At 69.7% G+C, this 23,688-nt stretch carries 23 protein-coding genes; 7 read left to right on the top strand and 16 right to left on the bottom strand.

The window, feature by feature from the left end; genetic code table 11:
* Positions 1 to 22: 22 nt before the first annotated feature.
* The 6 genes from ACQ7HM_RS01920 to ACQ7HM_RS01945 all read right to left on the bottom strand — a co-directional run bounded on the left by ACQ7HM_RS01920 (position 23) and on the right by ACQ7HM_RS01945 (position 5,964).
* Positions 23 to 841, bottom strand: a complete 819-nt coding sequence (locus ACQ7HM_RS01920; RefSeq protein WP_434214550.1) for a Clp protease N-terminal domain-containing protein — start codon at positions 839 to 841, stop codon at positions 23 to 25.
* A gap of 35 nt (positions 842 to 876) precedes the next feature.
* Positions 877 to 1,116 (bottom strand): helix-turn-helix domain-containing protein, encoded by a 240-nt coding sequence (locus ACQ7HM_RS01925; protein ID WP_434214551.1) that lies wholly within the window; start codon positions 1,114 to 1,116, stop codon positions 877 to 879.
* A 77-nt stretch (positions 1,117 to 1,193) separates the two neighbouring features.
* On the bottom strand, positions 1,194 to 3,704 hold the full coding sequence (locus tag ACQ7HM_RS01930; protein WP_434214552.1) for an ABC transporter permease: 2,511 nt from the start codon (positions 3,702 to 3,704) through the stop codon (positions 1,194 to 1,196).
* Between the two features lie 57 nt (positions 3,705 to 3,761).
* On the bottom strand, positions 3,762 to 4,394 hold the full coding sequence (locus tag ACQ7HM_RS01935; RefSeq protein WP_434215602.1) for an ABC transporter ATP-binding protein: 633 nt from the start codon (positions 4,392 to 4,394) through the stop codon (positions 3,762 to 3,764).
* A gap of 65 nt (positions 4,395 to 4,459) precedes the next feature.
* The gene (locus ACQ7HM_RS01940; protein ID WP_434214553.1) at positions 4,460 to 5,587 is read right to left on the bottom strand and encodes a PLP-dependent cysteine synthase family protein; all 1,128 of its coding nucleotides are present in this window, start codon (positions 5,585 to 5,587) and stop codon (positions 4,460 to 4,462) included.
* Positions 5,584 to 5,964: a DUF4229 domain-containing protein gene (locus tag ACQ7HM_RS01945; protein ID WP_434214554.1), complete on the bottom strand. Its 381-nt coding sequence runs from the start codon at positions 5,962 to 5,964 to the stop codon at positions 5,584 to 5,586. Before ACQ7HM_RS01945 ends, ACQ7HM_RS01940 begins: the two co-directional genes overlap by 4 nt.
* Before the next feature lie 212 nt (positions 5,965 to 6,176).
* Here ACQ7HM_RS01945 and ACQ7HM_RS01950 point away from each other — a divergent pair, with 212 nt between their 5' ends.
* The 3 genes from ACQ7HM_RS01950 to ACQ7HM_RS01960 all read left to right on the top strand — a co-directional run bounded on the left by ACQ7HM_RS01950 (position 6,177) and on the right by ACQ7HM_RS01960 (position 7,452).
* Positions 6,177 to 6,419, top strand: a complete 243-nt coding sequence (locus ACQ7HM_RS01950; RefSeq protein WP_055793089.1) for a BldC family transcriptional regulator — start codon at positions 6,177 to 6,179, stop codon at positions 6,417 to 6,419.
* 166 nt (positions 6,420 to 6,585) lie between these two features.
* Positions 6,586 to 6,864: a hypothetical protein gene (locus tag ACQ7HM_RS01955; RefSeq protein WP_434214555.1), complete on the top strand. Its 279-nt coding sequence runs from the start codon at positions 6,586 to 6,588 to the stop codon at positions 6,862 to 6,864.
* A gap of 156 nt (positions 6,865 to 7,020) precedes the next feature.
* Positions 7,021 to 7,452 (top strand): helix-turn-helix domain-containing protein, encoded by a 432-nt coding sequence (locus ACQ7HM_RS01960; RefSeq protein WP_434214556.1) that lies wholly within the window; start codon positions 7,021 to 7,023, stop codon positions 7,450 to 7,452.
* Between the two features lie 111 nt (positions 7,453 to 7,563).
* Here ACQ7HM_RS01960 and ccsB read toward each other — a convergent pair whose 3' ends face one another.
* Genes ccsB through hemL form a run of 6 tightly spaced genes read right to left on the bottom strand, consistent with a single transcriptional unit; the run spans position 7,564 to position 13,738 of the window.
* Complete coding sequence (gene ccsB / locus ACQ7HM_RS01965) at positions 7,564 to 8,562, bottom strand: c-type cytochrome biogenesis protein CcsB (RefSeq protein WP_434214557.1); 999 nt, start codon at positions 8,560 to 8,562, stop codon at positions 7,564 to 7,566.
* A gap of 5 nt (positions 8,563 to 8,567) precedes the next feature.
* Positions 8,568 to 10,274 carry a cytochrome c biogenesis protein ResB gene (resB, locus tag ACQ7HM_RS01970; protein WP_434214558.1) on the bottom strand — a complete coding sequence of 569 codons (1,707 nt, stop codon included), beginning with the start codon at positions 10,272 to 10,274 and terminating at the stop codon, positions 8,568 to 8,570.
* Positions 10,271 to 11,077, bottom strand: coding sequence for a cytochrome c biogenesis CcdA family protein (locus ACQ7HM_RS01975; RefSeq protein WP_434214559.1), 807 nt, complete (start codon positions 11,075 to 11,077; stop codon positions 10,271 to 10,273). The genes resB and ACQ7HM_RS01975 overlap by 4 nt, the downstream gene beginning before the upstream one ends.
* The gene (locus ACQ7HM_RS01980) at positions 11,074 to 11,730 is read right to left on the bottom strand and encodes a redoxin domain-containing protein (RefSeq protein WP_434215603.1); all 657 of its coding nucleotides are present in this window, start codon (positions 11,728 to 11,730) and stop codon (positions 11,074 to 11,076) included. The genes ACQ7HM_RS01975 and ACQ7HM_RS01980 overlap by 4 nt, the downstream gene beginning before the upstream one ends.
* 8 nt (positions 11,731 to 11,738) lie before the next feature.
* Positions 11,739 to 12,368, bottom strand: a complete 630-nt coding sequence (locus ACQ7HM_RS01985; RefSeq protein WP_434214560.1) for a histidine phosphatase family protein — start codon at positions 12,366 to 12,368, stop codon at positions 11,739 to 11,741.
* Complete coding sequence (gene hemL / locus ACQ7HM_RS01990) at positions 12,368 to 13,738, bottom strand: glutamate-1-semialdehyde 2,1-aminomutase (RefSeq protein ID WP_434214561.1); 1,371 nt, start codon at positions 13,736 to 13,738, stop codon at positions 12,368 to 12,370. The genes ACQ7HM_RS01985 and hemL overlap by 1 nt, the downstream gene beginning before the upstream one ends.
* Before the next feature lie 195 nt (positions 13,739 to 13,933).
* Here hemL and ACQ7HM_RS01995 point away from each other — a divergent pair, with 195 nt between their 5' ends.
* Positions 13,934 to 15,208, top strand: coding sequence for an EAL domain-containing protein (locus ACQ7HM_RS01995; RefSeq protein ID WP_434214562.1), 1,275 nt, complete (start codon positions 13,934 to 13,936; stop codon positions 15,206 to 15,208).
* On the opposite strand, the gene ACQ7HM_RS02000 is transcribed toward ACQ7HM_RS01995, so the two are convergent.
* Together ACQ7HM_RS02000 and ACQ7HM_RS02005 are read right to left on the bottom strand one after the other, a co-directional pair.
* Positions 15,202 to 15,999 carry an SDR family NAD(P)-dependent oxidoreductase gene (locus ACQ7HM_RS02000; RefSeq protein ID WP_434214563.1) on the bottom strand — a complete coding sequence of 266 codons (798 nt, stop codon included), beginning with the start codon at positions 15,997 to 15,999 and terminating at the stop codon, positions 15,202 to 15,204. The genes ACQ7HM_RS01995 and ACQ7HM_RS02000 overlap by 7 nt on opposite strands.
* Before the next feature lie 4 nt (positions 16,000 to 16,003).
* Entirely contained in the window at positions 16,004 to 17,554 is a 1,551-nt protein-coding gene (locus ACQ7HM_RS02005; protein ID WP_434214564.1) for a PucR family transcriptional regulator, read from the bottom strand.
* A gap of 161 nt (positions 17,555 to 17,715) precedes the next feature.
* Here ACQ7HM_RS02005 and ACQ7HM_RS02010 point away from each other — a divergent pair, with 161 nt between their 5' ends.
* Positions 17,716 to 19,119, top strand: coding sequence for an aminobutyraldehyde dehydrogenase (locus ACQ7HM_RS02010; protein WP_434214565.1), 1,404 nt, complete (start codon positions 17,716 to 17,718; stop codon positions 19,117 to 19,119).
* A 79-nt stretch (positions 19,120 to 19,198) separates the two neighbouring features.
* Entirely contained in the window at positions 19,199 to 21,130 is a 1,932-nt protein-coding gene (locus tag ACQ7HM_RS02015; RefSeq protein ID WP_434214566.1) for a primary-amine oxidase, read from the top strand.
* A 105-nt stretch (positions 21,131 to 21,235) separates the two neighbouring features.
* On the opposite strand, the gene ACQ7HM_RS02020 is transcribed toward ACQ7HM_RS02015, so the two are convergent.
* Positions 21,236 to 22,270 (bottom strand): zinc-dependent alcohol dehydrogenase family protein, encoded by a 1,035-nt coding sequence (locus ACQ7HM_RS02020; RefSeq protein ID WP_434214567.1) that lies wholly within the window; start codon positions 22,268 to 22,270, stop codon positions 21,236 to 21,238.
* Between the two features lie 192 nt (positions 22,271 to 22,462).
* Here ACQ7HM_RS02020 and ACQ7HM_RS02025 point away from each other — a divergent pair, with 192 nt between their 5' ends.
* Positions 22,463 to 23,056, top strand: a complete 594-nt coding sequence (locus ACQ7HM_RS02025; protein WP_434214568.1) for a TetR/AcrR family transcriptional regulator C-terminal domain-containing protein — start codon at positions 22,463 to 22,465, stop codon at positions 23,054 to 23,056.
* An 18-nt stretch (positions 23,057 to 23,074) separates the two neighbouring features.
* Here ACQ7HM_RS02025 and ACQ7HM_RS02030 read toward each other — a convergent pair whose 3' ends face one another.
* The gene (locus ACQ7HM_RS02030) at positions 23,075 to 23,686 is read right to left on the bottom strand and encodes a hypothetical protein (RefSeq protein ID WP_434214569.1); all 612 of its coding nucleotides are present in this window, start codon (positions 23,684 to 23,686) and stop codon (positions 23,075 to 23,077) included.
* Positions 23,687 to 23,688 lie beyond the last annotated feature (2 nt).

Raw genomic sequence — 23,688 nt, forward strand, 5'->3', positions numbered from 1 at the left:
GCGCAGCATCATCGGTCACGGATCAGACGGTGGCGCTCAACGCGTCACGCAGCTTCTCCGAGGTGGTGACCGACTCGATCAGTGCGCGCGAACGCCTGTCGTCGGTCTTGAGGATCCCGAGCAGCACGTGTTCGGCGGTGATCCGGTCCTCGCCCGACTCGCGGGCGATCTGCACGGCATTGGCCATGGCGGCCTTGGCGTCGACCGAGAACCGTGGCCGACCGAACGGCCCGCCACGTCCACGGGGTCCACGCCGGCCGCGGCCGCGTTCCCACGGTCCCTCGCCCGTCTCCGGCTCGCCCATCGGGCCCCCGAAGCCGCGACCGGGGAACTCACCGCGGCCCAGCGGGAAGTCGGGCCGGCCGAAGCCCTCGTCGGGATGGCCGTGGCCGTGACCATGGCCGTGCCGGTGACCGCGGTGGCCGCGGGGACCGGAGTCCTCGCCGCGCCGCGGTCCGCCACGACCGCGGTGTCCGCGGCGGTCGGAACCGCGCTGCGACCAGCCGTCGGTGATGTCGGTGCCGAAGGCGTTCTTGATCGCCGTGGCGACCTTGTCGAGGTCGATGCCGACGGACTTGAGGGCCTCGCGGTCCTCGGCGACCTGTGACGCATCGGCGTCGTCGCTGTCGTCACCGTCGCCGCGGACCTCACGGACGGTGTCGCGGGCCGCGTCGAGCGTGAAGCCCTCCGCGGTCAGCCGGGTGAAGATCGGGGCACGTGCGTTGCACAGCATCCCGAGGATCAGGTGATCGTTGCCGAGTTGGGTGTGCCCGAGGTCGGCGGCCTCCTCCATGGCGAAGGACAGGATGTGCCTGTTCTCGCGAGTGAAATGGTCGAACATGGTGTGTCTCTTTTCGGTCGTGTGGTGGGTGTGGATCAGTCCCTCTCGCGAGCCGAGTGCTTCTGATGCACGGCCTGGCGGCTGATCTGCAGGATCTCTGCGATCGCCTGCCAGCTCCAGCCCTGCTCGCGGGCACTGGCCACCTGCACCTCTTCGAGGCGGTCGGCCAGCGTTCGCAGGGCGCGCACCGCGGCCAGTCCCTGGGCGGGATCTGTGCTCGCCGCGGCTGTGGTGATGGTGTCGTTCTGTTCGGTGTCCACGTCGTCGCTCTGCATTGTGTCAGGTTAAGTTGACACTCACAGCGTTGTCAACATTTATTGACAACAGATATTCCAAGCAGGGCCGTCGAGCCCTATTCGTCGAGGACGGCTTCGCTGATGTTCATCCGCGCGGCGCGGGCCGCGGGCAGGAAGGCGCCCGCGGTGCAGAGGACGAATGCGACGACGACGTAGAAGATCGTCGACGCCTGCGGGTGGTAGCCGATGTCCACCGAGGTGGTCGTGCCCAGCACCCGGTCACTCACGATGTGCAGCAACTCGCCGCTCGCCACACCGAGGACCGCACCGACCGCGGCGATCGAGGCCGCCTCGGCCAGCACCATCCGCGACACGAAGCGGCGTGAGGCACCCATCGCGCGGAGCACCCCGAGTTCGCGGCGGCGTTCGATCACCGACAGCAACAGCGTGTTGAGCAGCGCGATCGCCGCGACCAACGCCACGATCCACTGGATGGCGATGGTGAACGCACCCGACTGCTTCACCGAGGCGCGGGTGGCGTCGAGGGTCTCGACACCGCTGTAGACGAACACCGGGCGCTGCGGATCGGCACCGGCCTGCGCGGCCGCGGTCACCGCTTCGCGCACCTGCGATCCGTCGACGCCGGGGTCGTAGCGCACCTGCAGGAACGTGCTGCCGGGCCGCTGGAACCACTGCGACAGGAGCTGATCGGAGATGGCCGCGGTACCCGAGTCGAGGGTCACGTAGTCGACGGTCTGCAGGATCGGCAGTTCGTGGAACCCGGTGGGGGTCGCGAGCCGGAACCCGTCGCCCACTCCGAGCTTCAGCGTGCGGGCGAGCACCTTCGACACGACGACGCCCTCGCCGGCGAGCACCCGACGCAGAACCTCCGGGGAGGTCTTCTTCACGTACGGGGCCTGGATCCCCGGCGCGAGACCCTGCATCAGGATCCGGGCCTCGCCGACGTTCACCGTCGCCCACTGACCACCGACCACCGCCGCGACACCGGGCACCGCGGCCACGCGGCCGGCGACGCCCGAGTCGAGGACCGGCCCGCTCGGGATGTTCTCCACCGGTTGCGACGAGACGTAGAGATCGGGATCGGCGAGACCGTCGAGCGCCCCCGACACCGATCCGACGAGGTCGTTCATCGCCCCCGACGTGCCGACACCGACCGACACCGCGACGGTGACCGTCATGAGCGTCGCCCAGGCTCGGCGCGGGGACCGCTCGGTGTTGACCGCGGCGAGCGTCCCGGGGCCGCCGAGTCGCGCGGCCAACGCCGTCACCGCCCGGATCAGCGGGCCGGTGATCGCGAAGAAGAACAGCAGCGTCCCGATGCTGGTGAGCACCGCGCCGCCGAACACGAGCCGACCCTGCACGGTGTGCGCGATCAGCCAGCCCGACCCGACGAGCCCGAGACCACCGACGCCGGCGAGCCACACCAGCACGCCCGGGCTGCGGTCGCGGGCGAGCACCTCGCCGGGCACCATCGCCTCGATCGGTGACAGCGCGAACACCGATCGGGCAGCGAGCACACTGGCCGCCACGCACGACGCGATACAGGCGATGACCGCGATCGGGCCGACGTACCAGGGCAGGTGGTAGCCGATGGTCGCGCCGACGGCCTCCTCCGAGACCTCGGGCAGCCTGCTGATGATCCAGCGGCCGGCGAGCATCCCGACGGGGATGCCGATCAGGCCGCCGACCAATCCGAACAGGGCGGCCTCGCCGATGAGGTCACGCACGAGTTGTCCACGGCGCCCGCCGATCGCCCGGACCATCGCCAGCATCTGTCGCCGTGACGCGACGGCCATGTTCATCGTGTTGAACACCAGGAACGCCGCGATCACCAGCGAGATCAGCGCGACGAGCAGTGTCGAGTCGCGGGTCACCGAGCTGGCCGTCTCGACCTGACCCGCGCGGTAGTCGGGCCGGTTGACCACCGCGCGCCCGGCGACCACGCGCTCGATCGCCGAACGCAGTGCGGCCGTGTCGACACCGGGGGCGGCGCCGATGAGTATGGAGTCGAGGCGGCCCTGCTTGTCGGTGAGTCGTTGCGCCAGCGGCAGATACGCCGCGATGAACCGGCCCCCGTTGATGGGTTTCGCCGCCGCGTTGTCGACCACCCCGACGACCGTCACCTCGACGCCGTCGACGGTCACCTTCTGCCCCGCGGTGAGACCGAGTCCGGGGCCGACCGCGATCGACGTCGACGCGTCGGGACCGCTCGGCGACAATGCCTGCCCGCCCCCCGACGACGAGGCCAGCACCTCACGCAGGGCGCCGCCGAGACCGAGGATCGACACGTCGGCACCGAGCACGGTGACCGGCTTCGCGTCGAGGTAGATCGAGCCCTGGATCAGCGGTGCGACGGTCGAGGCCTGCGGCACCTGCGAGCGGATCTCACCGACCAACGACTCGTCGAGCCCGCTGTCGCCGACGGAGGTGACGTCGAGGTCGGCGGTCCCGGAGACGGTCGCCGACAGCTCACGCACCGACGCGGTGATCGATCCGTAGGTGCCGAGCACCGCCACGAGCAGCGTCGACGACACCGTGATGACCATCAGCGACGTGATCACCCGCAGCCGGTGACTGCGCAGCTCGCGCAGGTTGAGCACCCGCACCCGTGTCCACGTCGCGACCGGATCGAACCGACGTCGCGCTCCCCCGCCCCCCGACATCTACGCTTCGATCCGCCCGTCGCGGACGGTGACGGTGGTGTCGGCGAACTGGGCGGCCTGGGTGTCGTGGGTGACCATCAGCACCAGTCGGCCCGAGTCGTCGTGGGCCAGTTCGGCCAGCAGTCCGAGGATCGAGGCACCGGTGTGCGAGTCGAGGTTGCCGGTCGGTTCGTCGGCGAGCACGATCCGCGGGTCCATGATCAACGACCGGGCGATCGCGACGCGCTGCATCTGCCCGCCCGACAGCTCTGACGGACGGTGACCGGCGCGGTTGCCGAGCCCCACGCGGTCGAGCAACGCCACCGCGTCCGCCTTCGACCGCCGCAGCGACGTCCCGTCGAGCAACCGGGGCAGCGCCACGTTCTCCCACGCCGACATCGTCGGCACCAGGTTGAAGAACTGGAAGATGAAACCGATGGTGCGCCTGCGGAACTCGGACTGCTCGTCGTCGTTCAGCGACCCGATGTCGGAACCGGAGACCACGATGCGTCCCGAATCGGGGGCGTCGAGGGCACCGATCACGTGCAGCAGCGTCGACTTCCCCGCCCCCGAGGGCCCCACCACCGAGACGAACTGACCGCCGTCGAGGCGCAGGGTCAGCCCGTCGAGCGCGCGGACGGTCTCCTCGCCCATGTGGTACTCCCGCACGAGGTCGGTCGCCTCGATAGCCGGCGTCGTCACGCCGTCGGCCACCGCGCTCACCCGGTCCACCGACCGTCGGTCCAGAACTCGTCGAGCACGGCGCGCGGCTCGTCGAGCGACCAGCCGCACCCGGCGACCCAGTCGTCGTCGAAGTAGGTGTCGCCGTACCGGTCGCCGCCGTCGCAGAGCAACGTCACCACGCTGCCGCCGGTGCCGGCGGCGAGCATGTCGGCGATGACGGCGAACGCGCCCCACACGTTGGTGCCGGTCGACCCGCCGACGCGGCGGCCCAGCTGATCCGACACCAGCCGCGCGGTCGCCACCGACGCCGCGTCGGGAACCCGCAGCATCGCGTCGATGACCTGCGAGACGAACGACGGCTCCACACGGGGCCGGCCGATGCCCTCGATCTTCGACCCGACCGCCGAGGTCACCGATCCGTCGGCGCTGGCATACGCCGGATGGAACACCGAGTTCTCCGGGTCGACCACGCAGAGCCATGTGGGGTGGCGGCGGTAGCGGATGTAGCGGCCGATGGTGGCCGAGGTGCCGCCGGTGCCCGCTCCGACGACGACCCACGTCGGGATCGGGTGCCGCTCGAGGGACAGCTGGGAGTAGATCGACTCGGCGATGTTGTTGTTGCCGCGCCAGTCGGTGGCGCGTTCGGCCATCGTGAACTGGTCGATGAAGTGCCCGCCGAGGTCGTCGGCGAGGGACGCCGCGGCGGTGTAGACCTCCGACGGCGAGTCCACGAAGTGGCACCGGCCGCCCTGTCGCTCGATGAGCGCGACCTTCGCCGACGACGTGCTGCGCGGCATGACCGCCACGAACGGCACCCCGATCAGGGCCGCGAAGTAGGCCTCGGAGACCGCGGTGGATCCCGACGACGCCTCGATGACCGGTGTCGTCTCGGTGATCCACCCGTTGCACAGCGCGTACAGGAACAGCGACCGCGCGAGCCGGTGCTTGAGGGAACCCGTGATGTGGGTGCTCTCGTCCTTCAGATAGAGATCGATGGCGGTGGGTTCACCGTCGGCGCCGACGAACCGCGACCACTCCGGCAGCGGGAACCGCACGAGGTGGGTGTCGGCGCTGCGCGTGGCGTCGGCCTCGATCAGCCGGATCGCGGTGTCGACCCACTCACGCGAGCCCCGGTGGTCGACCAGCGGACCCGCGGGCGTCACGATCGGGGGTCGCCGGAACCGTCGGGACGCTGCGATCCCTGCAACCGTGCCTGCAACGCGTCGCGCTTGGCGCGGCGGTCGGCGTCGACCGCGGAGATGGCAGAGTTGACGTCGGTGCGCAGTCGCTTGAACAGCAGCATGCCCAGCGGCAGCGCGATCACGACCGCGAAGATCGCCGCGACGAGGATCGGCACGTCGACCCCGGCGAGGTGTCCGACGCCGTAGATGATCGCGGCCAGCACGATGACAAGTCCAAGGCGCGCAACGGTGTACAGGATAAGCGCGGTCGCCAGACCACGTCCGGCACCGACCTCCTGCGGGTCCGAGGGGGCACCCGTGGGGCCCGGCTGACTGGCGGATGTGTCGCGTTCGTTCACCCCGTCAGCCTACGTCGAGAGGGCCCCGCGCCCGCGATGCCCGATTTTTACCATTGATTTACCAACAGCTGACCGTTCGAACACCTTGCATTCTCGGTGTAATCATGTTGTCGGGCAGCGAAACACCAGTTTCATCGGTCACAGCCAGATCAGATGCCCACCACCGCCGATCTCGATCGACGGCCGGGGGCCCAGCACGAGGAGAACGACACATGACTGCAGCATTCAACGCTATGCCTGGGGGCGCACTCTCGTCGTCCATGCCGATCACGCCGCGGGTGGCCAGCCAGCACACGCTGACCCCCGGACAGGTCGCGGCGATGTTCAACGTCAACCCCAAGACCGTGGCCCGCTGGGCCAGCTCCGGCCTGCTCGGCGCCATCCGCACCCCCGGTGGTCACCGCCGGTTCCGCGAGGCCGACGTCGTGGCCCTGCTCAACCGCAAGACCGACTGACCTCGTCGCACGACTCGTCGAGCCCGCGGGCCGGCCCCGGACAGCCCCCGGGTGTCGGCCCGCGGTCGTCTCGGAGCCCCCGACGCGGGCTCCCGACCAGCGTCGACAGCCCGATTCGTCGGACTCCCGTAACGTGGACCTACCCGTACGTTCGTGGAGGTTTCTCGTGGTCGTCGTCGTTGCCCTGGTCGTCGCGATAGGTGTCGCCTATCTCGTGTGGAAGGCGTTCGGGCCGGACACGACGACGCGCAGCGCACCGACGTCGTCGCGGCGCGGCCCCATCGGCCCCGACGACGATCCCGATTTCCTGCTCGATCTCGGTCACGATCGCCGCACCCCTCGCAGCCCCCGCCGCGACACGAACGGCACCGACCCGACCGGCGACGACACGGCCACCCCACCGGCCCCCGACGCCGACGATCCGCGCCCCGGAGCCGGTTCCTGAGGTGGTGTTCGGCTCGTAGTACCTGATGAACGACTCCTAAAGGTAGAGTTCACAGCAGAAATAAACGCAAGGCGGACACATTCTTGTCCGCATGGCGAGTTCCATCTGCTGCGAAGGTGATCTGGTCGGTCACCTTCACTAGATCGGGGAGCACGAATGACCACGACGAGCGACGTTCACACAGCCCGGTCTTTTGCCGAGAGTCTCAATGAACTGTTCGACACCGTTCGCGATGAGAACGGTATTCCCTACACCGGGAAGAAGATCGCGCTGAAGGCGAATCGCCTCGGCTACACGCTGAGCGACGCCTACATCTCACAGCTGCGCACCGGCAAGGCCAAGACACCGTCTTTCCGCACGGTGGAAGCGATTTCGCGCGCGTTCGAGATCAGCGTGACCTACTTCCTGTCCGACCCCGACGAGGATCTCAAGCGGGTCGAGCAGCAGCGCGAATACGTCGCGATGGCCGCCGAGACCGGCGCCCATCTCGCGGCGTTCCGCCACGGCGAACTGTCGGTGTCGACCATCGACACCATCATCGAATTGCTGAAGGTCGTGCGTCAGCAGAATCTGCGCGACGACCACTGAGTCACCGCAAGACAATGGTGAGCCGCGGGATCATTCTCGCGGCTCACCATTGTTCGTTGACATTGTTTTTTCGGTAGCACTGCGTAAAGTCGCGCGCCCGCGGCGCGCTTCCTACAGGCCGGCGTAGGAATGCAGACCCGACACCACCAGATTGATGATGAAGAGGTTGAACAACATCGCCACGAATCCGGCGATGTTGATCCACGCCGCCGACGTGTTGCGCCAGCCCGCGGTCGCGCGGGCGTGGAGGTAGGCCGCGTAGATGATCCAGGCGATGAACGAGACCGTCTCCTTGGGGTCCCAGCCCCAGAAGCGTCCCCAGGCCGCCTCGGCCCAGATGGCGCCGCAGATGACGCCCAGGCCGAACAGCGGGAACGCGAACACGACGGTCTTGTAGGCGAGCCGGTCGAGCGCCTGCGCGCTGGGCAGCCGGTCGAGGATGCGTCCGCCGATGCCGTTCCCGGCCTCGGGGTAGCGCAGCTTGATCAGGTACAGCGCGCTGGCGACACCGGACACCAGGAACACCCCGGACCCCACCGACACGATGGAGACGTGGATCGCGAGCCAGTAGGACTTCAGGGCGGGGACCACGGGCGCGGCCTGCGTGTAGAGCCAGCGGCCCGCGATGAACATCAGCAGCGCGACCGGCACCAGCACGAACGACAGCAGCGGCCGGTTCTCGGGGCGGCGCAGCACCACGATGCCCGCGACGACACCCGCCGCGCACGACAGGCTGATGAACTCGTACATGTTGCCCCAGGGCATGCGGTCGGTCGCGAGACCGCGGATCACGATCGACCCGATGTGGGCCAGCGCGCCGACGATCACCACCGGGAACGCCATCTTCGCGATGCGCTCACCGAACGGCGTGCGCACCTGCGGACCGATCTTGCCCGGCATCCGGACGTCGCCGACCGGACCCGGCGTGCGGACGTCGTTGCCGCCACCCGCCTTGACCAGCACGTTCTCCTCGGCTGCAGCCGGCGCGGCGGTCGTGCTGCGCGACGACGCGAGGGCGGCCAGGAACATGATCATCGCCAGCACGTACAGCGTGAGCGTGGTGCCGAAGAGCAGGTCGGAGTACCGCGACAGGTTCTCGTCGATGTTCACAGGTGTCACCTTTCGCCGGTGCGCGCAGAACGTGCGCCGGGTGGATCGATCTCGAGGAGTCTGCGGACGAGGTCACCGAAGCCCTCGCCCCACCCGGCCTGATCGGTCCGGGCGAGACCCGCCATCTCTACTACTGTATGTCGTTTGCCGGTCGCGGCGGAATCCCGAGAAGAGGGGTCCGCAGCCGGCGTGATCCGCGCCCACACCCGACGTCGCTTGATCAGCAGCGACACCAACAGCCCGGCGAGCATGGCGATCGCCGAGATCAGCACGTACTGCTGGGCGGGGTCGTGGCTGACCTGCAGTGACACCCACTGTTGGTAGCCGTCGAAGCGGACGGTGGTGCCGTCGTCGATGGTGCTCGTCTGCCCGACCGCGAGGTTGACCTGCGCCTTCTGCAGCAGTCGTCCCTGGTTGATGAGGTTCTGGTCGAGCGAGTAGACGTTCTGCGGGCGACCGGTGTCGAGGCCGGTGTCACCCTTGTAGATGCGGATCGCGACCTGCGGGTCACGCGCTTCGGGGAACGATGACGACAGCAACGACCCGGTCGCGCCGGTGAACAGAGCGGTCGGCGCGAAGAGGCCCTCCACGGCGATCTGGTTCTTGCGGCGCACGTCGGAGTCGGGGTAGAGCCCGGCGGGGGTGTCGAAGCGGGCGGCGCCCGACGACAGCAGCGTGACGGCCTCGTTCGGGGTGAACGGCACCGTCTGGGTGCGCTTCTCCCCGTTCGGGAAGGTGACGGTGAACGTCGGCGCGTACCCGTGGCCGAGGAGGTACACGCGGTCACCGGCGACGCGCAGCGGGTCGTTGACCTTCAGGGTGGTCGATTTCGTCCGGTCGTTCTCGAGGTCGGAACCCGCCTGGTAGTCGACGCGGGCGGAGTACATGTCGGCCTGGCCGCTGGGCAGGTACTTGGCCGTGAAGTCGTCGACCTGCACGCAGAACGGCGCGAGGTCGGTGCCGTCGACGAGGTTGCCGCCGCGGAACGAGTCGTAGACCGCGGTCGAGGTGTTGCACAGTCCCTGCTGGCCGTCGGCGACGAGGATGCGGGTGCCCTCGTAGCCCCACATCTTTCCCGCTGCGATCGACACCAGCAGCGCGAGCAGCGCGAAGTGGAACACGAGGTTGCCGAACTCCCGCAGGTAGCCCTTCTCGGCCGAGATCTCGATGATCTCGGTCTGCGCGCCGTCGGGTGCGGTGACGGTGCGCGTCGTGCGCGTGCGTCGCCATCCACGCAGATTCCCCATCACGCGGTCGGCCATCTCCGACGGTGCACCGTCGACCTCGTGGCGGTCGTGGCGCGGCAGTCGGGTGAAGTTGCGGGGCGCGGCGACCGGTGTCGCGCGCAGGGCCTTGGCGTGCTCGATGAGGCGCGGGGTGAGGCAGCCGACCAGCGAGATGAACAGCAGCACGTAGATCGCGGTGAACCAGACGCTGGAGAACACCTCGAAGAACTGCAGGCGGTCGAGGATCCGGGCCGGGAGGCCGTGGTCGTCGATGTAGGCCTGGGTCTTCTGCGAGTTCAGTTCACGCTGCGGCAGGAGTGCGCCGGGGACGGCGGCCAACGCCAGCAGGAACAGCAACGCCAGCGCGGTGCGCATCGACGTCAGCGACCGCCACAGGTTGCGCGCCGGCCACAGCAGGCGCCGCTTCCACACCGGCGGCGGTGGCGAGGCGGCTCCGGTGGTGTCGCGGACGATGGTGTCGGTCATATCGGCAACTCCGTGTTGGTGACGAACGCGTCGCGCACCCAGGTGACGAACGAGTCCCACATCCCGGTGACGAGCGCGATGCCGACCGCGATGAGCAGTACGCCGCCGACGACCTGGATGGTGCGGGCGTGCCGACGCATGAAGCCGACGGCGCGCAGCGCGCTCGCCGAGCCGAACGCGAGGATCACGAACGGCAGGCCGAGTCCGAGGCAGTAGGCGATGATCAGGGTGACCCCGCGGACCGCCGTCGACCCCTCGGTGCCGCTGGCGGTCGCGATGACCGCGGCCAGCGTCGGGCCCAGGCACGGCGTCCAGCCGAGCGCGAAGACCGCCCCCAGCAGCGGTGCGCCGACGAGGTTCGACACCAGTCGCGGGTGGAACCGCGCGTCGCGCTGCAGCATCGGGACGAGACCGATGAACACCAGACCCATCGCGATGGTGACGACACCGCCGATGCGTTGCAGCACATCACGATTGAGCACGAACGTCGAGGTGATGCCGAAGACGGTGGCGGTGGCGAGCACGAACACCACGGTGAACCCGAGCACGAACAGCAGTGCGGCGCCGGCCACGCGGGCACGGCCGGTCGATTTGGGTTCCCCGGCGCGCACCGGCGGCGCCTCGGCGCCGACGAGACCGGCGAGATACGACAGGTAGCCCGGGACGAGCGGCACCACGCACGGCGACGCGAACGACACCAGGCCGGCGAGCGCGCAGGCACCGAGGGCGAGCAGGATCGGTCCGGAGCTGACGGTGGAGGCGAAGGAGTCGCCGATGCCCGAGGCGAGCGTCACCGCGCTCACGACGGCACCCGCGCCGACGGCACGGTCGACGGTGACGGTGAGGACGACGGGGACGCCGACGCCGAGGGGCCGTCATAGGGCTCGGCGGCCAGGCGCCGGACGAGGGGTTCGAGTTCCTCGGCGGAGATCGTCCGCAGGAACACCGCCGCGGCCCGGTGGTAGCGGTCGAGGACGACGGTGGTCGGCACGACCGAGGTCGGCGTGGTCAGGCGGACCAGCGTGCGGCCGGGGTAGTCGAAGATCGACGGGTAGCTGATCTTGTTGTTGGCGATGTAGTCCTGCGCGTCGGTCTGGTTGTCGCGGAAGTTGATGCCGAGGAACGCGACGCCGAGGCTGCGGGTCTGCTCGAAGGTCTGCTCGAGGTCACCGACCTCGGCCCGGCACGGTGCACACCACTGACCCCACACGTTGACGACGACGACGTCGCCGGTGAAATCCGAGAGGGCGAGCGGGCTGTTGTCGACGACGTTCTCGCCGCGCAATTCCTGGACCCGTTTGCGCGCCGACGGCGGGTCGTAGGTGATCGAGGTCTGACCGTTCGGCGACACGAACTCGAAGGTGTCGCCCTGGGCGACGGCGTCGTCGCCGGTACCGCAGCCGGCGAGGACCACCACCAGCGCCACGATGGCCGCGAGCACCGCGCCTTTCCTCACAGCTGGGGTCACGCCCCCGTGGCGAGGGGGTCGGACGCGCCGGCCGGCTCGGAGTACACGATGTCGACGAGGGCGTCGCCGTCGTAGAGGAGGCTGGTCAGCGAGGCCAGCGAACACTGGCGACGGCGCGGGTCGTGCCACAGACGCTGGCCCTCGAGGAACCGACGCAGTGTGTAGACGGGCAGCTGGTGGCTGACGCAGACCGCCTCGTGACCGCGGGCGGCGTCGCGTGCCTTGGTGGCGACGGCGAGCATGCGGTGCGCGAGCTGGATGTAGGGCTCACCCCACGACGGCGTGAACGGGTCACGCATCTTCGGCCAGTGCCGCGGGCGGCGCAGCGCCCCGTCGCCGATCGACACCTTCAGACCCTCGAAGACGTTCTCGGCCTCGATGAGGCCCTCGTCGGTGATGATCGACAGCCCGTGGCGCGCGGCGATCGGGGTGGCGGTCTCCTGGGCGCGCTGCAGCGGCGAGGCGAAGACGGCCGTGATGTCGTGGTCGGCGAGCTCGTCGGCGACGCGACCGGCCTGTCGGGTACCGGTGGTCGACAACCCGAAATGCGGCAGACGGCCGTAGAGGATGCCGCCGGGGTTGTGCACCTCGCCGTGTCGCATCATGTGCACGATGGTGCGCTGCATCAGTGGAGCTCCTCGCGGGACGTGGCCGCGGCAGCCGCGGCGGCCGCCGCAGGCATCGCGTCGGCCAGGACACCGAAAGCATCCTCGTCGAGCGCTGCCGACACAAACCACGCCTCGAACGCGCTGGGCGGCGGGTAGACGCCGCGTGCGAGCAGCGCGTGGAAGAACGGCGCAAACCGCCAGGTCTCGCTGTTCTTGACCGCGGCGTAGTCGGTGATCGCCACCTCGGGGGTGGAGGTGAAGAACACACTGACCATGTTGGCCGCGTACTGCACGCGGTGGCCGACACCCGCGGCGGTGAGAGCGTCGGTGATGAGGTCGCCGAGGCGGTGGGAGTTCGCGTCGAGCGCGGCGTAGACGTCGGCGTCGGCGGTGCGCAGCGTGGCCAGCCCGGCGGCGACGGCGACGGGGTTCCCCGACAGCGTGCCCGCCTGGTAGACCGGCCCGGCCGGTGCCAGGTGGCCCATGATGTCGGCGCGGCCACCGAACGCGGCGGCGGGCAGGCCACCGCTCATGACCTTGCCGAAGGTGTAGAGGTCGCCGGCGACGCCGTCGATGCCGAACCACCCGGAGGGGCTCACTCGGAAGCCGGTCATCACCTCGTCGACGATGAGGAGCGCTCCGTTGCGGGCGGTCAGCTCCTTCAGGCCCGCGTTGAAGCCGGGCGCCGGTGCGATGGCGCCCATGTTCCCGGCGGCGGCCTCGGTGATCACACACGCGACGGTGTCGGGGTTCTCGGCGAACGCCGCCTCGACCGCGGCGAGGTCGTTGTAGGGCACGACGAGGGTGTCGGCGGCCTGGGCGCCGGTCACGCCGGGCGAGGTGGGCAGGCCGAGCGTCGCGACGCCCGAGCCCGCGTCGGCGAGCAGCGCGTCGACGTGACCGTGGTAGCAGCCCGCGAACTTGATGATCTTGGTGCGACCGGTGAACCCGCGGGCCAGGCGCACCGCCGACATCGTCGCCTCGGTGCCGGAGTTGACCAGGCGCACCCGTTCGACCGGGGCGACGCGACCGATGATCTCCTCGGCGAGTTCGATCTCGGCCTCGGTCGGGGCGCCGAACGACAGGCCGGTGGTCGCGGCCCGCTGCACGGCCTCGACCACCGTCGGGTGGGCGTGGCCCAGGATCATCGGGCCCCACGAGCTGATGAGGTCGATGTAGGTGGTGCCGTCGGCGTCGGTCATGCGGCAGCCCTGCGCCGAGGTGATGAAACGCGGCGTGCCGCCGACCGACGAGAAGGCCCGGACCGGCGAGTTGACCCCACCCGGGATGACACCGCTCGCCCGCGCGAACAACGCCGCCGAACGGGCGGTCGATGCCGTGGAGCCGTCGGCGGTGGGTGCTGGGGACGAGGGAGGGGGCGGGGTCACCTCTCCAGTGTTCCAAACTTTTCGACCCCGCCGCCTCCGACGCCGGTCTCCGCCCTGAGAGGACGCCCGGACGGCGGTGTCGGCGGAACGGGCGATGGCGACACGCGCCGATCTGCACGTTGTTGCGCGACCGGTCGCCGACAACGATGATGCACAGTGGTTCGGGAGACCGTCTAGAGACAGGCGTGACCTGCGATGACCTACGACCACCAGCGCGCCGAGCGCGCTCTCGCGTCCCCGGTCGTGCCTGCGTTCCAGCCCATCGTCGATCTCACGACATCGGCGACCGTCGGGTACGAGGCGTTGTCGCGGTGGCCCGCCGAACCCGACGCCTCCCCGCTCGAGGTGTTCGACCACGCGCGCAGGTCGGGGCGCATCGCCGAACTCGACTGGGCCTGTCGCCGCGCCGCGGTCGTCGCCTCGCTGCGCGAAGGTCTCGTCCGTCCGCTCAGCGTCTTCATCAACGTGGAGCCCACGGCGCTGGGAACGTCACCCACCTGGCATTTCCCGGGCGATCGCTTTCGCGAGATCACCAGCAACGACCTGCAGATCATCATCGAGCTCACCGAACGCGACGTGCTAGCGAACCCGGCCGCGGTCATGGCGACCATCGACTGGGCCCGCGAACGCGACTGCGGTATCGCGCTCGACGACGTGGGCCCCAACCCCGAGTCGTTGGCGCTGCTCCCCCTGATCCTGCCCGACGTCGTGAAGCTCGACCGGCGGATCATCACCGACCCGACGGCGCCGGGGTCCGACGACACCGTCTCCTTCGTGATCGACTACGCCGCCGAGACCGGCGCCCGCATCCTCGCCGAGGGCATCGAGGACGACGGCGACATCGCCGTGGCCCGCTCGGTCGGCGCCACCCTCGGCCAGGGCTTCCTCCTGGGTCGGCCGGGCGACCCGCCTGCGGACGCACCGATCGCCGATGAGCGACACATGATCCGGGCGTTCCCGGCCGGTCCGCCACCACTGCAGGCGCCGGCCGACATCCTCGACCGACTGCCGTCGCAGGTCATCGACCACGCGACCATCATGCGGGTGTTCGACACGGTCACCTCGCTGGGCGATGAGCTCATCACGCCGGGATGCATGGTCGTCGCGGTGCAGAACGCCGATGCTTTCGCGACCCGATTCGGGCACCAGTACGCCGATTTCGCGCGTAAGCACACGCTTGTCGGGGTCGTGGGGGCCGGCGAGTTCGACGTCCCCGGGGTGCGCGGACCGATCAGCCCGCATTCCGGTTTCCCGCGTCAGTTCGCGCTGGCCATCCTGACCCAGAACTACGCCGCCACCATCGTCGCCAAGGATCTCGGCGACAGCGGGCCGCTCGCCCGGCGGCGGTACGCCTGGTACTACACCCACGACCGGTCGGCGGTGCGGGATGTGGCGCGGTGCATCGTGTCCCGTCTCGCGCCGCGCTCGTCGCCCACACCGACGCCGGTGTCGGCAACCCCGACTCAGTAGTAGACGGGTCCGGGTATCCCGCCGCCGGCCGCGATCGCGTCGCCGGTGATCGCGATGCTGCGCGGCGAGGCGAGAAAGGCGACGACGTCGGCCACCTCGGAGGCGTCGACCACGCGTCGGATGGAGTTGGTCGCCACCCCCTCCTCGAGACTCTCCACCGAGACCTGTTCGCGGGCAGCCTGATCGGCGAGACGATCCCGCAGCCGTTCGGTGCGCGTGAGCCCGGGGTGCACCACGGTCACGTTGATCCCCTTCGGACCGAGTTCGTCGGCGAGATTCTTGGTGAGCGCCGAGACGCTGACGTTGCGGACGGTGTGGGCGATCGAGGTCGCCTGTCGCGCACCGAGTCCGCTGATGTTGATGATGCGACCCCACCCCTGCTCCACCATGTGCGGCGTCACCGCCCGCGCGGTGCGCAGGTAGCCGAGCACCTTGATCTCGACCTCGGCGCGCACGACGTCGTCGGTGATGGCGTCGAACGCGGTCGGCTTGCCCGCGCTCCACGGGGTCGCCGCGCTGTTGACGAGGATGTCGACGCCACCGAGCTCGGCGACGGTCCGCTCGACGAGGCGATCCACCGATTCCTGCTCCGCGGTGTCGGCGGCGATCGGGACCACCCGCCCGCCGGTGTCGCGGGCGATCTCGGCCGCGGCCTCGGCCAGTCGACGCGGGTCCCGTGCCGCGACGACCACAGCGGCTCCCTCGGCGGCCAGAGCGCGCGCGATGGCCTTGCCGATGCCGCTGCTCCCGCCGGTGACGATCGCGCGCTTACCGCTCAGCTGCAGGTCCATGGGTTCACCCTAGGGATCGAGCAGTCGGCGTCGAGCGCGGCGAGGGTGGGCGGTCGCCGCTGAGGAGGATGAGCAGGAGTTCGGCGCGGGTGCGGGCGTCGGCCAGATCGACGCCGAGGAGGCCTTCGATCCGGGACACCCTCTGCCGCAACGTGTGCCGGTGCACGCCGATCGCCGCGGCCGCCGATTCCCAGTGTCCGTTGGCCTCGAGGAACCGGCGCAGGGTGATCACGAGGTCGGCGCCACCGGCGGCACGCACCTCGAGCAGGGGTCGCAACCGGATGTCGTGGAGTCCGCGCAGGCCGTCCTGCACCCCGTCGATCGCGAGCACCGACCGCGTCGTCACGAGATCGACGACCTCCCCGTCGACGGCGGCGCGTGCGGCCTGACGGGCCTGCCCGGTCGACGCCGCGATCTCGCGCACCGCGACCGGGTCACCGAGGCCGGCGCGCATCCGCAGACCCGCGGCCAGCGACAGTGCCGTCGCGGCGTCGTCGTCACCGCGCAGCACCACCACCACCTCACGCCCGTCCTGCGCGCAGAACACCGGTCGCCACCTCTGCTCCAGCGCGCCCGCGAGACGCCCGACGGCGTCGGTCGCCGTGGCCGCCGAGCGGAATTCGAACACGACCACCCGCACGAGACCGTCGTCGTCGGCGGCGCGCAGGAGCATCGTCTCGGCGGTCGGCGGCAGGGGGTCACCGCGTACCGCGAACCCGAGGACGTCGGCATGCAGCTGCGCCCGTTCGGCGGCCACGTCGCCGGCGCCGTTGTGCTGCAGGGTGATCAACGACGATGCGTGACCCACCAGCACGCGCTGCAGATCGCCGAGCGGCCGCTCACCGATCACCGCGAGGTGCCCGACCACCGCGCCGCCGGAGCTGATGCGCTGCACGGTGATGGTGTGGTCGTCGGTGATGGTCACACCGGTCGCCGACGCCGCACGCGAACGCCAGTGGTCGGGTCCGATGGCACGGCGCACATGCGCCATCGCGGCCGGATCGGCCGCGCGCGGACGGCTGCACACGACACGGCCGTCGCGATCGATCACCACCACGGTGTGGTCGAGTGCGGCCGCCAGCTCGCCGGCGAGCGCGGGGACGCCCCCGGCGATGACGGCCCGGGTCATCGCGGGCTGGCTGCGGGCGGCGCGGGTGAACTGCGCGTAGCGGTCGTCGGCGACCCGGTCGAGCAGTGCTCGCGCGATCGCGGAGAACGGGATGGGCAGGGGGACCTCGAGCACCGGCAGACCCAGATCGGCGCCGAGGGCGACGAGGTCGTCGGGCACGGTGTCGTAGCCCAGCCCGGTGCCGAAGCCGATGGCCGCGACGCCGGCGTCGGCGAGGCTCGAGAGGTACCGCGCGCGACCGTCATGGTCGTCGGGCAGCCGCATCCCCGTGGTCAGCAGGAGTTCCCCGCCCGAGAGCCACTCGGCGGCATCGACGAGTTCCGAGGTCAGGGCGCAGTCGATCGGACGGTCGAGCCCGAGCCGGCCGGTGCAGGCCCGTAGGTCGAGGGCACGTTGATCGAGGAGCCAGCCGACCGTCGTCGCCACTGCCGATCACCCCCTCGAACTGCACGGACACCGCGACGCTACTCCATTTCGTCCATCCGGGAGCGTGAAGTGTGGACAGACTGTCAGGGGCACCCCACCACCCACAGGGGAAACACTGATCGACAAGCCACCCACCGTCTCCCGAGGAGGCCGCCACCCGCATGACCACACCGACCGTGCTGCAGAACTGGATCAACGGGGAGTTCGTCGACGCGACGGGCACCGACGTCATCGACGTGGTGAACCCGATCGACGAGTCGGTCGTGGCCCGCTCCCCCATCTCCGGTGCGGCCGATGTCGATGCGGCCATGGCGGCGGCGAAGGCCGCGTTCGCCTCGTGGGGCACCACCACACCCTCGACCCGCCAGAAGGCACTGCTGCGTCTCGCCGATGCGATCGAGGCCAATTCCGATCGCATCGTGGCCGCGCAGGCGCGCAACACCGGACAACCCGAGGCGCAGATCGCCGACGAGGAGGTCACCGTCGGCGCGGATCAGATCCGCTTCTTCGCTGGCGCCGCCCGCATGTTGGAGGGCAAGTCGGCGGGGCAGTACATGGAGGGTTTCACCTCGCACGTGCGTCGTGAGCCGGTCGGCGTGGTCGGCCAGGTGACGCCGTGGAACTACCCGCTGATGATGGCGCTGTGGAAGATCGGGCCCGCGCTCGCGGCGGGCAACACCATCGTCCTCAAGCCCAGCGACACCACCCCCGAGAGCACCCTGGTGCTCGCCGAGATCACCAAGGGCATCCTCCCCGACGGCGTCCTCAACATCGTGCTGGGCAACGGCGAGACCGGTGCCGCGGTGGTGAGCCATCCGACGCCGGCCATGGTCGCCATCACCGGCTCGGTGCGCGCCGGGATCGCCGTCGCGGTCGCCGCCGCGAAGAACCTCAAGCGCGCCCATCTCGAACTCGGCGGCAAGGCACCCGCGGTCGTGTTCGCCGACGCCGACCTCGAGAAGTCCGTCGCGCCCATCGCCGACGCCGCGTTCTTCAACGCCGGCCAGGACTGCACCGCGGTGACCCGCATCCTCGTGCACGACTCGGTCCACGACGCCTTCGTCGACAAATTGGTCGCCTACACCGCCGACGTCACCGTGCCCCCGCTGAACAACGTCGACCACTTCGGCAAGGTCACCGCGATCCTCGACTCCGTCCCGTCGCACGCCACCGTCGCGATCGGCGGCAAACGCAAGGGCGACACCGGGTTCTTCGTCGAACCGACGGTGATCACCGGTGTGCACCAGGACGACAGCCTGGTGCAGGACGAGACGTTCGGTCCGGTGGTGACGGTGCAGTCGTTCACCGACGAGGCCGAGGCGATCGAGCTCGCCAACGGCGTCGACTACGGCCTGGCCTCGAGCGTGTGGACCACCGATCACGCCACCGCCAACCGCATGTCGGCCGCACTCGATTTCGGCTGCGTATGGATCAACTGCCACATCCCGCTGGTCGCCGAGATGCCCCATGGCGGGTTCAAGAACTCCGGCTACGGCAAAGACCTCTCCGGTTACGGCGTGGAGGACTACACGCGCGTCAAACATGTGATGAGCTCGGTCGACTAGGACCGCCACGAACCCCGCCTGCGCGGTCGTCACCCGGCCGCGCAGGCGTGTTTTCCTTCCACACCAGGAGCACGTTCCCGTGACCTCGCATCCGCTCGACCCCCTCGACACCGACGAATTCCGCTCGGTGCGAAGCATTCTCGCCGACGCCCACGGAGTGGGGCCCGGTTGGCGGTACTGCTCGATCGAGATGGCCGAGCCGAGCAAGGCCGAGCTCGCCGCGTTCGCGTCCGACGGCACGCTGCCCGCGCGCCGCGCGCTGGTCACGCTGCTCGAATCGGCGCGCAACGCCACCCACAAGGCGGTGGTCTCTCTGACCGACGCCCGCGTCGAGTCGTTCGAGCACATCCCCGGCGTGCAGGCCAACTTCACCGTCGACGAGTTCGAGGAATGCGACCGTGTGCTGCGGGCCCATCCCGACGTGATCGCCGCGCTCGCACGTCGCGGCATCACCGATCTCGACCTGGTGTTCATGGACACCTGGACCTACGGCGCGGCGGTGATGCCCCCCGAGTACGCCGACCGCCGACTCGGCTGGTCGGACACGTGGCTGCGGTCGGAGCCCGGCGCCAACCCGTACGCGCACCCGGTGTCGGGGCTGCACTGCGTGATCGACGTCAACACGATGGAACTGCTGCGTATCGAGGACTCGTTCGACGGTCCCGACGGCGCCATCGACCCGCCGGAGGTGATGGGCGAATACGTCCCCTCACTGATCCCCGAGCGGATCCGGGCACAGTCGCGCCGAGAACCGCTCAGCCCGTTGGAGATCACCCAACCCGAGGGACCGTCGTTCACCCTCGACGGCAACCGTCTCACGTGGCAGAACTGGTCGCTGCGGGTCGGGTTCAACCATCGCGAGGGGATGACGCTGCACACCGTCACCTACCGCGACGGCGACCGAGAGAGGTCGGTCGCGCATCGGATGTCGTTCGCGGAGATGATGGTTCCTTACCGCGACCACTGCGAGGACCACTACCGGCGCACGGCGTTCGACATCGGCGAGTGGGGCCTCGGGTTCATGACCACATCACTGGAACTCGGCTGCGACTGTTTGGGTGAGATCCGGTATCTCGACGCCACCCTGCACGACAGCGCCGGCGAGCCGTACACGATCACCAACGCGATCTGCATCCACGAAGAGGACGACGCCGTGCTGTGGAAGCACGTCGATCACGACGCGGGCGCCGAGGTGCGTCGTATGCGGCGGCTCACGGTCAGCTTCCACGTCACCGTCGCCAACTACGAGTACCTCGTCTACTGGCGCTTCTACACCGACGGCAACATCCAGTGCGAGGTCCGTGCCACCGGGATCATGGTCACCACGCCGATCGCCCCCGGTGCCGAGCACCCGCACGGCACGTTGGTCGACGAACGCACCTATGCACCGTTCCACCAACACTTCCTGGTGGCACGCCTCGATCTCGATGTCGACGGCACCGACAACACCGTCGTGATGAGCGAGACCGAGGCCGAGCCGATGGGGCCCGACAACCCGTACGGACTGTCGCTCGTGCAGCGCAACATCCCGTTGCGCACCGAGTCGCAGGGACGCCAGGACATGAACTGGGCGAGTCAGCGGGCGTGGAAGGTGGTCAACCCCAACACCGTCAACGGCCTGGGCACGCATCCCGCCTACAAACTGGTCCCCGGGGACGCGATCCCGTCGATGTTCGATCCCGCCTCGCCGATCTTCGCCCGCGCCGAGGTCATCGGCCACACCCTGTGGGTGACACCCAACCGCCCCGACGAACGCTGGCCCGCAGGCGAGTTCGTCAACCAGTCGGCCGGCGACACCGGCCTGGGCTCGTGGACGAAGGCCGACCGGCCGATCGAGAACACCGACGTCGTGCTCTGGTACGTCTTCGGCGTCCACCACATCACCCGACCCGAGGACTGGCCGGTGATGCCCGCCGACACCGTCTCGTTCTGGCTCAAGCCCTTCGGGTTCTTCGACCGCAACCCCTCGCTCGACGTGGCCCCCTCACCCGGCGGTCACTGCCACGGCTGAGTCCCGGCACTGCTGACAACACAGGCGCTCCACTTCCCGAGTGGCGCTCCACCTATACGTGGAGCGCGACCACGAAAGTGGAGCGCCTGCGCGTCGGGACGTCGGTCAGGGGGTGACGATCACCTTGAGTGCCTCGCGGTCGGCCATCTGCTGGTAGCCGGTCGGGACGTCGTCGAGCCCCATGCTCACGTCGAAGACCTTGCCGGGCTCGACCTTTCCGTCGAGCACGTCGGGCATGAGCTCCTCGATGTAGGCGCGAGCAGGCGCGACACCGCCGGTGAGCGTGATGTTGTTCATGAAGAACTGGCTTCCCGCGGTCACCTTGTCGTACTGCGGCACGCCGACACGGCTCACGGTACCGCCGGAGCGGACCGCGCCCAGCGCCATGTCCATCGCGGCCTCGTGCCCGACGCACTCGAGCACCTTGCGGGTGCCGTCACCACCGGTGAGCTCGCGGACCTTTTCGATGCCCTCGTCGCCGCGCTCGGCGACCACGTCGGTGGCACCGAACTCACGACCGAGGTCGGTGCGGGCGGTGTGCCGACCCATCAGGATGATCTGCTCGGCGCCGAGGCGCTTGGCCGCGAGCACCGCCGACAGACCCACCGCGCCGTCACCGATCACGGTCACCGTGTCGCCCTCGCCGACACCGGCGGTGACCGCGCAGTGGTGGCCGGTGGAGAACACATCGGACAACGTCAGCAGTGACGGCAGCAGTGCGGAGTCCTCGGCCACCGGCAGCTTCACCAGCGTGCCCTGGGCCTGCGGCACGCGCACCGCCTCTCCCTGTCCGCCGTCGACACCGTCCATCCCCCAGCCGCCACCGTGGCGGCAGGACGTCTGCAGGCCCTCGGCACAGAAGTCGCAGGTGTTGTCGGCCCACACGAACGGGGCGACGACGAGGTCGCCGCGCTGGAGGTCCCCGACCTCGGAACCCACGTCCTCGATGACGCCGAGGAACTCGTGTCCGATGCGGGCGCCCTCGTCGGAGGCCTCTTTCGAGCCGTAGGGCCAGAGGTCGCTCCCGCAGATGCAGGACCGGACGACGCGGACCACGGCATCGGTGGGATCGCGCAACTCGGGGTCGGGGACGTTCTCGATCCGGATGTCGCCCTTGCCGTAGATGAGTGTTGCCTTCATGGTGAACCTCCGAAAAGCGCGGGCCGGCCGCGCACGACACATGTGTGAGGGCTCCCGGGGTCTTCGTGGCCGGCAGCCGCACGATTCAGCCTACGGACGGCGGCCGAACCCGGTCGGGGGTTTCGACGACCACGGCGAACGCCGCGGCTCGATCGGCCGGGTCACGCTCCGCCGGGTCGCTACTGTGACAGCGTGCCCCGCCCGAGTACCCCGCTGCTGTCGGTCGACCTCATCGTCGACACCGCGCTGCGTGCGGTCGACTCGACCGGCGACTTCACGATGCCGGGTGTCGCTGCCGCACTGGGAGTTCGACCGTCGTCGCTCTACAACCACATCGGTGGCCGCGGTGCGATCATCGAGCTGCTGCGCGACCGCGCCATGGCGTCGGTGCGGATCGACGCGTCCACCGACGCGGGATGGGCCGACACCGTGGCCGCCATCGCACGGTCGTATCGCGAAGCCTACGCCGCACACCCGCGGCTCATCCCGCTGCTGACCACCCACACGGTGCGCAGCCGCGCGGCGCTCGCCATGTACGAGGCACTCGCCCGAGCCTTCGACACCGCCGGCCTCACCGCGCAGGAGACCCTCGACGCGATCACCGTGCTCGATGCGTTCGTCCTCGGATCGGCACTCGATCTCGCTGCCCCGCAGCAGGTGTGGGCGCACGACGACGTGTCCGAGCCCGCGTTCGCCCGCGCGCTCGCCCATCTCGACACCCCGGACCGAGCCCACCGCGCCTTCGAATCCGGCCTCGCCGCACTCCTCGTCGGTTGGGGAGCCTGACCCGTCGGGGAGTCGACGTCAGCTGGGATCGCTGCCCCCGAGGGCGGAGATCCACACCGCCACCGTGGCCGCCACGACCGTCACGGCCACGACGTCGATCACCCCACCACCGGCGACGAACACCCACAGCAGCCCGACAATCGGTGCGCCCACCGCGGCGGGCGCATCGAGCACCAGCCGACGCCGGATCGATCCGAAACGCGCAGCGCGGGCCCGCAGATCAGTGGGGTTGAGACGCGGGGCGTCGGACACGGTCCCCGGCATGGGTCTGTGCCGCTCCCGCCCGGCGGGTAGCGCCACGATCCCGTCGCCGACCTCGCAGGCGACCCATCGACCGACCCGGACGATTCGCGCCGCGGTATCCGGCGCGATCGCCAGCAGACCGGTGTGGAAATACACCGGCACCAGGGTGACCGCCCCCTCGGCGTGCAGTTCGAGGACACCGCGGGAGCGCATGCGGTGCTGCACCCGTATGCGCCTCACCGTGACCGGTCGACCGCCGCCCCGGGCGAGACGTCGTGCGCACACCATCGCGATACCGAGTCGACACACGGTGGTCATCAGCACGATCAGGAGGACCAGGACCGACAGCGCCCCGAGCACCGGGACCGTCGCCGCCGCGACCACCATGC

Origin of the sequence: Williamsia sp. MIQD14 (assembly GCF_051025635.1) — a bacterium.
Taxonomy (GTDB): domain Bacteria; phylum Actinomycetota; class Actinomycetes; order Mycobacteriales; family Mycobacteriaceae; genus Williamsia_A.

Bases quoted from the DNA above. Each gene is read 5' to 3' on its own strand.
- ACQ7HM_RS02030 (WP_434214569.1), bottom strand. From the start codon at position 23,686: ATGGTGGTCGCGGCGGCGACGGTCCCGGTGCTCGGGGCGCTGTCGGTC.
- ACQ7HM_RS01960 (WP_434214556.1), top strand. From the start codon at position 7,021: ATGACCACGACGAGCGACGTTCACACAGCCCGGTCTTTTGCCGAGAGT.
- ACQ7HM_RS02000 (WP_434214563.1), bottom strand. From the start codon at position 15,999: ATGGACCTGCAGCTGAGCGGTAAGCGCGCGATCGTCACCGGCGGGAGC.
- ACQ7HM_RS01925 (WP_434214551.1), bottom strand. From the start codon at position 1,116: ATGCAGAGCGACGACGTGGACACCGAACAGAACGACACCATCACCACA.
- ACQ7HM_RS01995 (WP_434214562.1), top strand. From the start codon at position 13,934: ATGACCTACGACCACCAGCGCGCCGAGCGCGCTCTCGCGTCCCCGGTC.
- resB (WP_434214558.1), bottom strand. From the start codon at position 10,274: ATGACCGACACCATCGTCCGCGACACCACCGGAGCCGCCTCGCCACCG.
- ACQ7HM_RS01985 (WP_434214560.1), bottom strand. From the start codon at position 12,368: ATGCAGCGCACCATCGTGCACATGATGCGACACGGCGAGGTGCACAAC.
- ACQ7HM_RS01935 (WP_434215602.1), bottom strand. From the start codon at position 4,394: ATGGGCGAGGAGACCGTCCGCGCGCTCGACGGGCTGACCCTGCGCCTC.
- ACQ7HM_RS01950 (WP_055793089.1), top strand. From the start codon at position 6,177: ATGACTGCAGCATTCAACGCTATGCCTGGGGGCGCACTCTCGTCGTCC.
- ACQ7HM_RS02020 (WP_434214567.1), bottom strand. From the start codon at position 22,270: ATGAAGGCAACACTCATCTACGGCAAGGGCGACATCCGGATCGAGAAC.
- ACQ7HM_RS02010 (WP_434214565.1), top strand. From the start codon at position 17,716: ATGACCACACCGACCGTGCTGCAGAACTGGATCAACGGGGAGTTCGTC.
- ACQ7HM_RS01920 (WP_434214550.1), bottom strand. From the start codon at position 841: ATGTTCGACCATTTCACTCGCGAGAACAGGCACATCCTGTCCTTCGCC.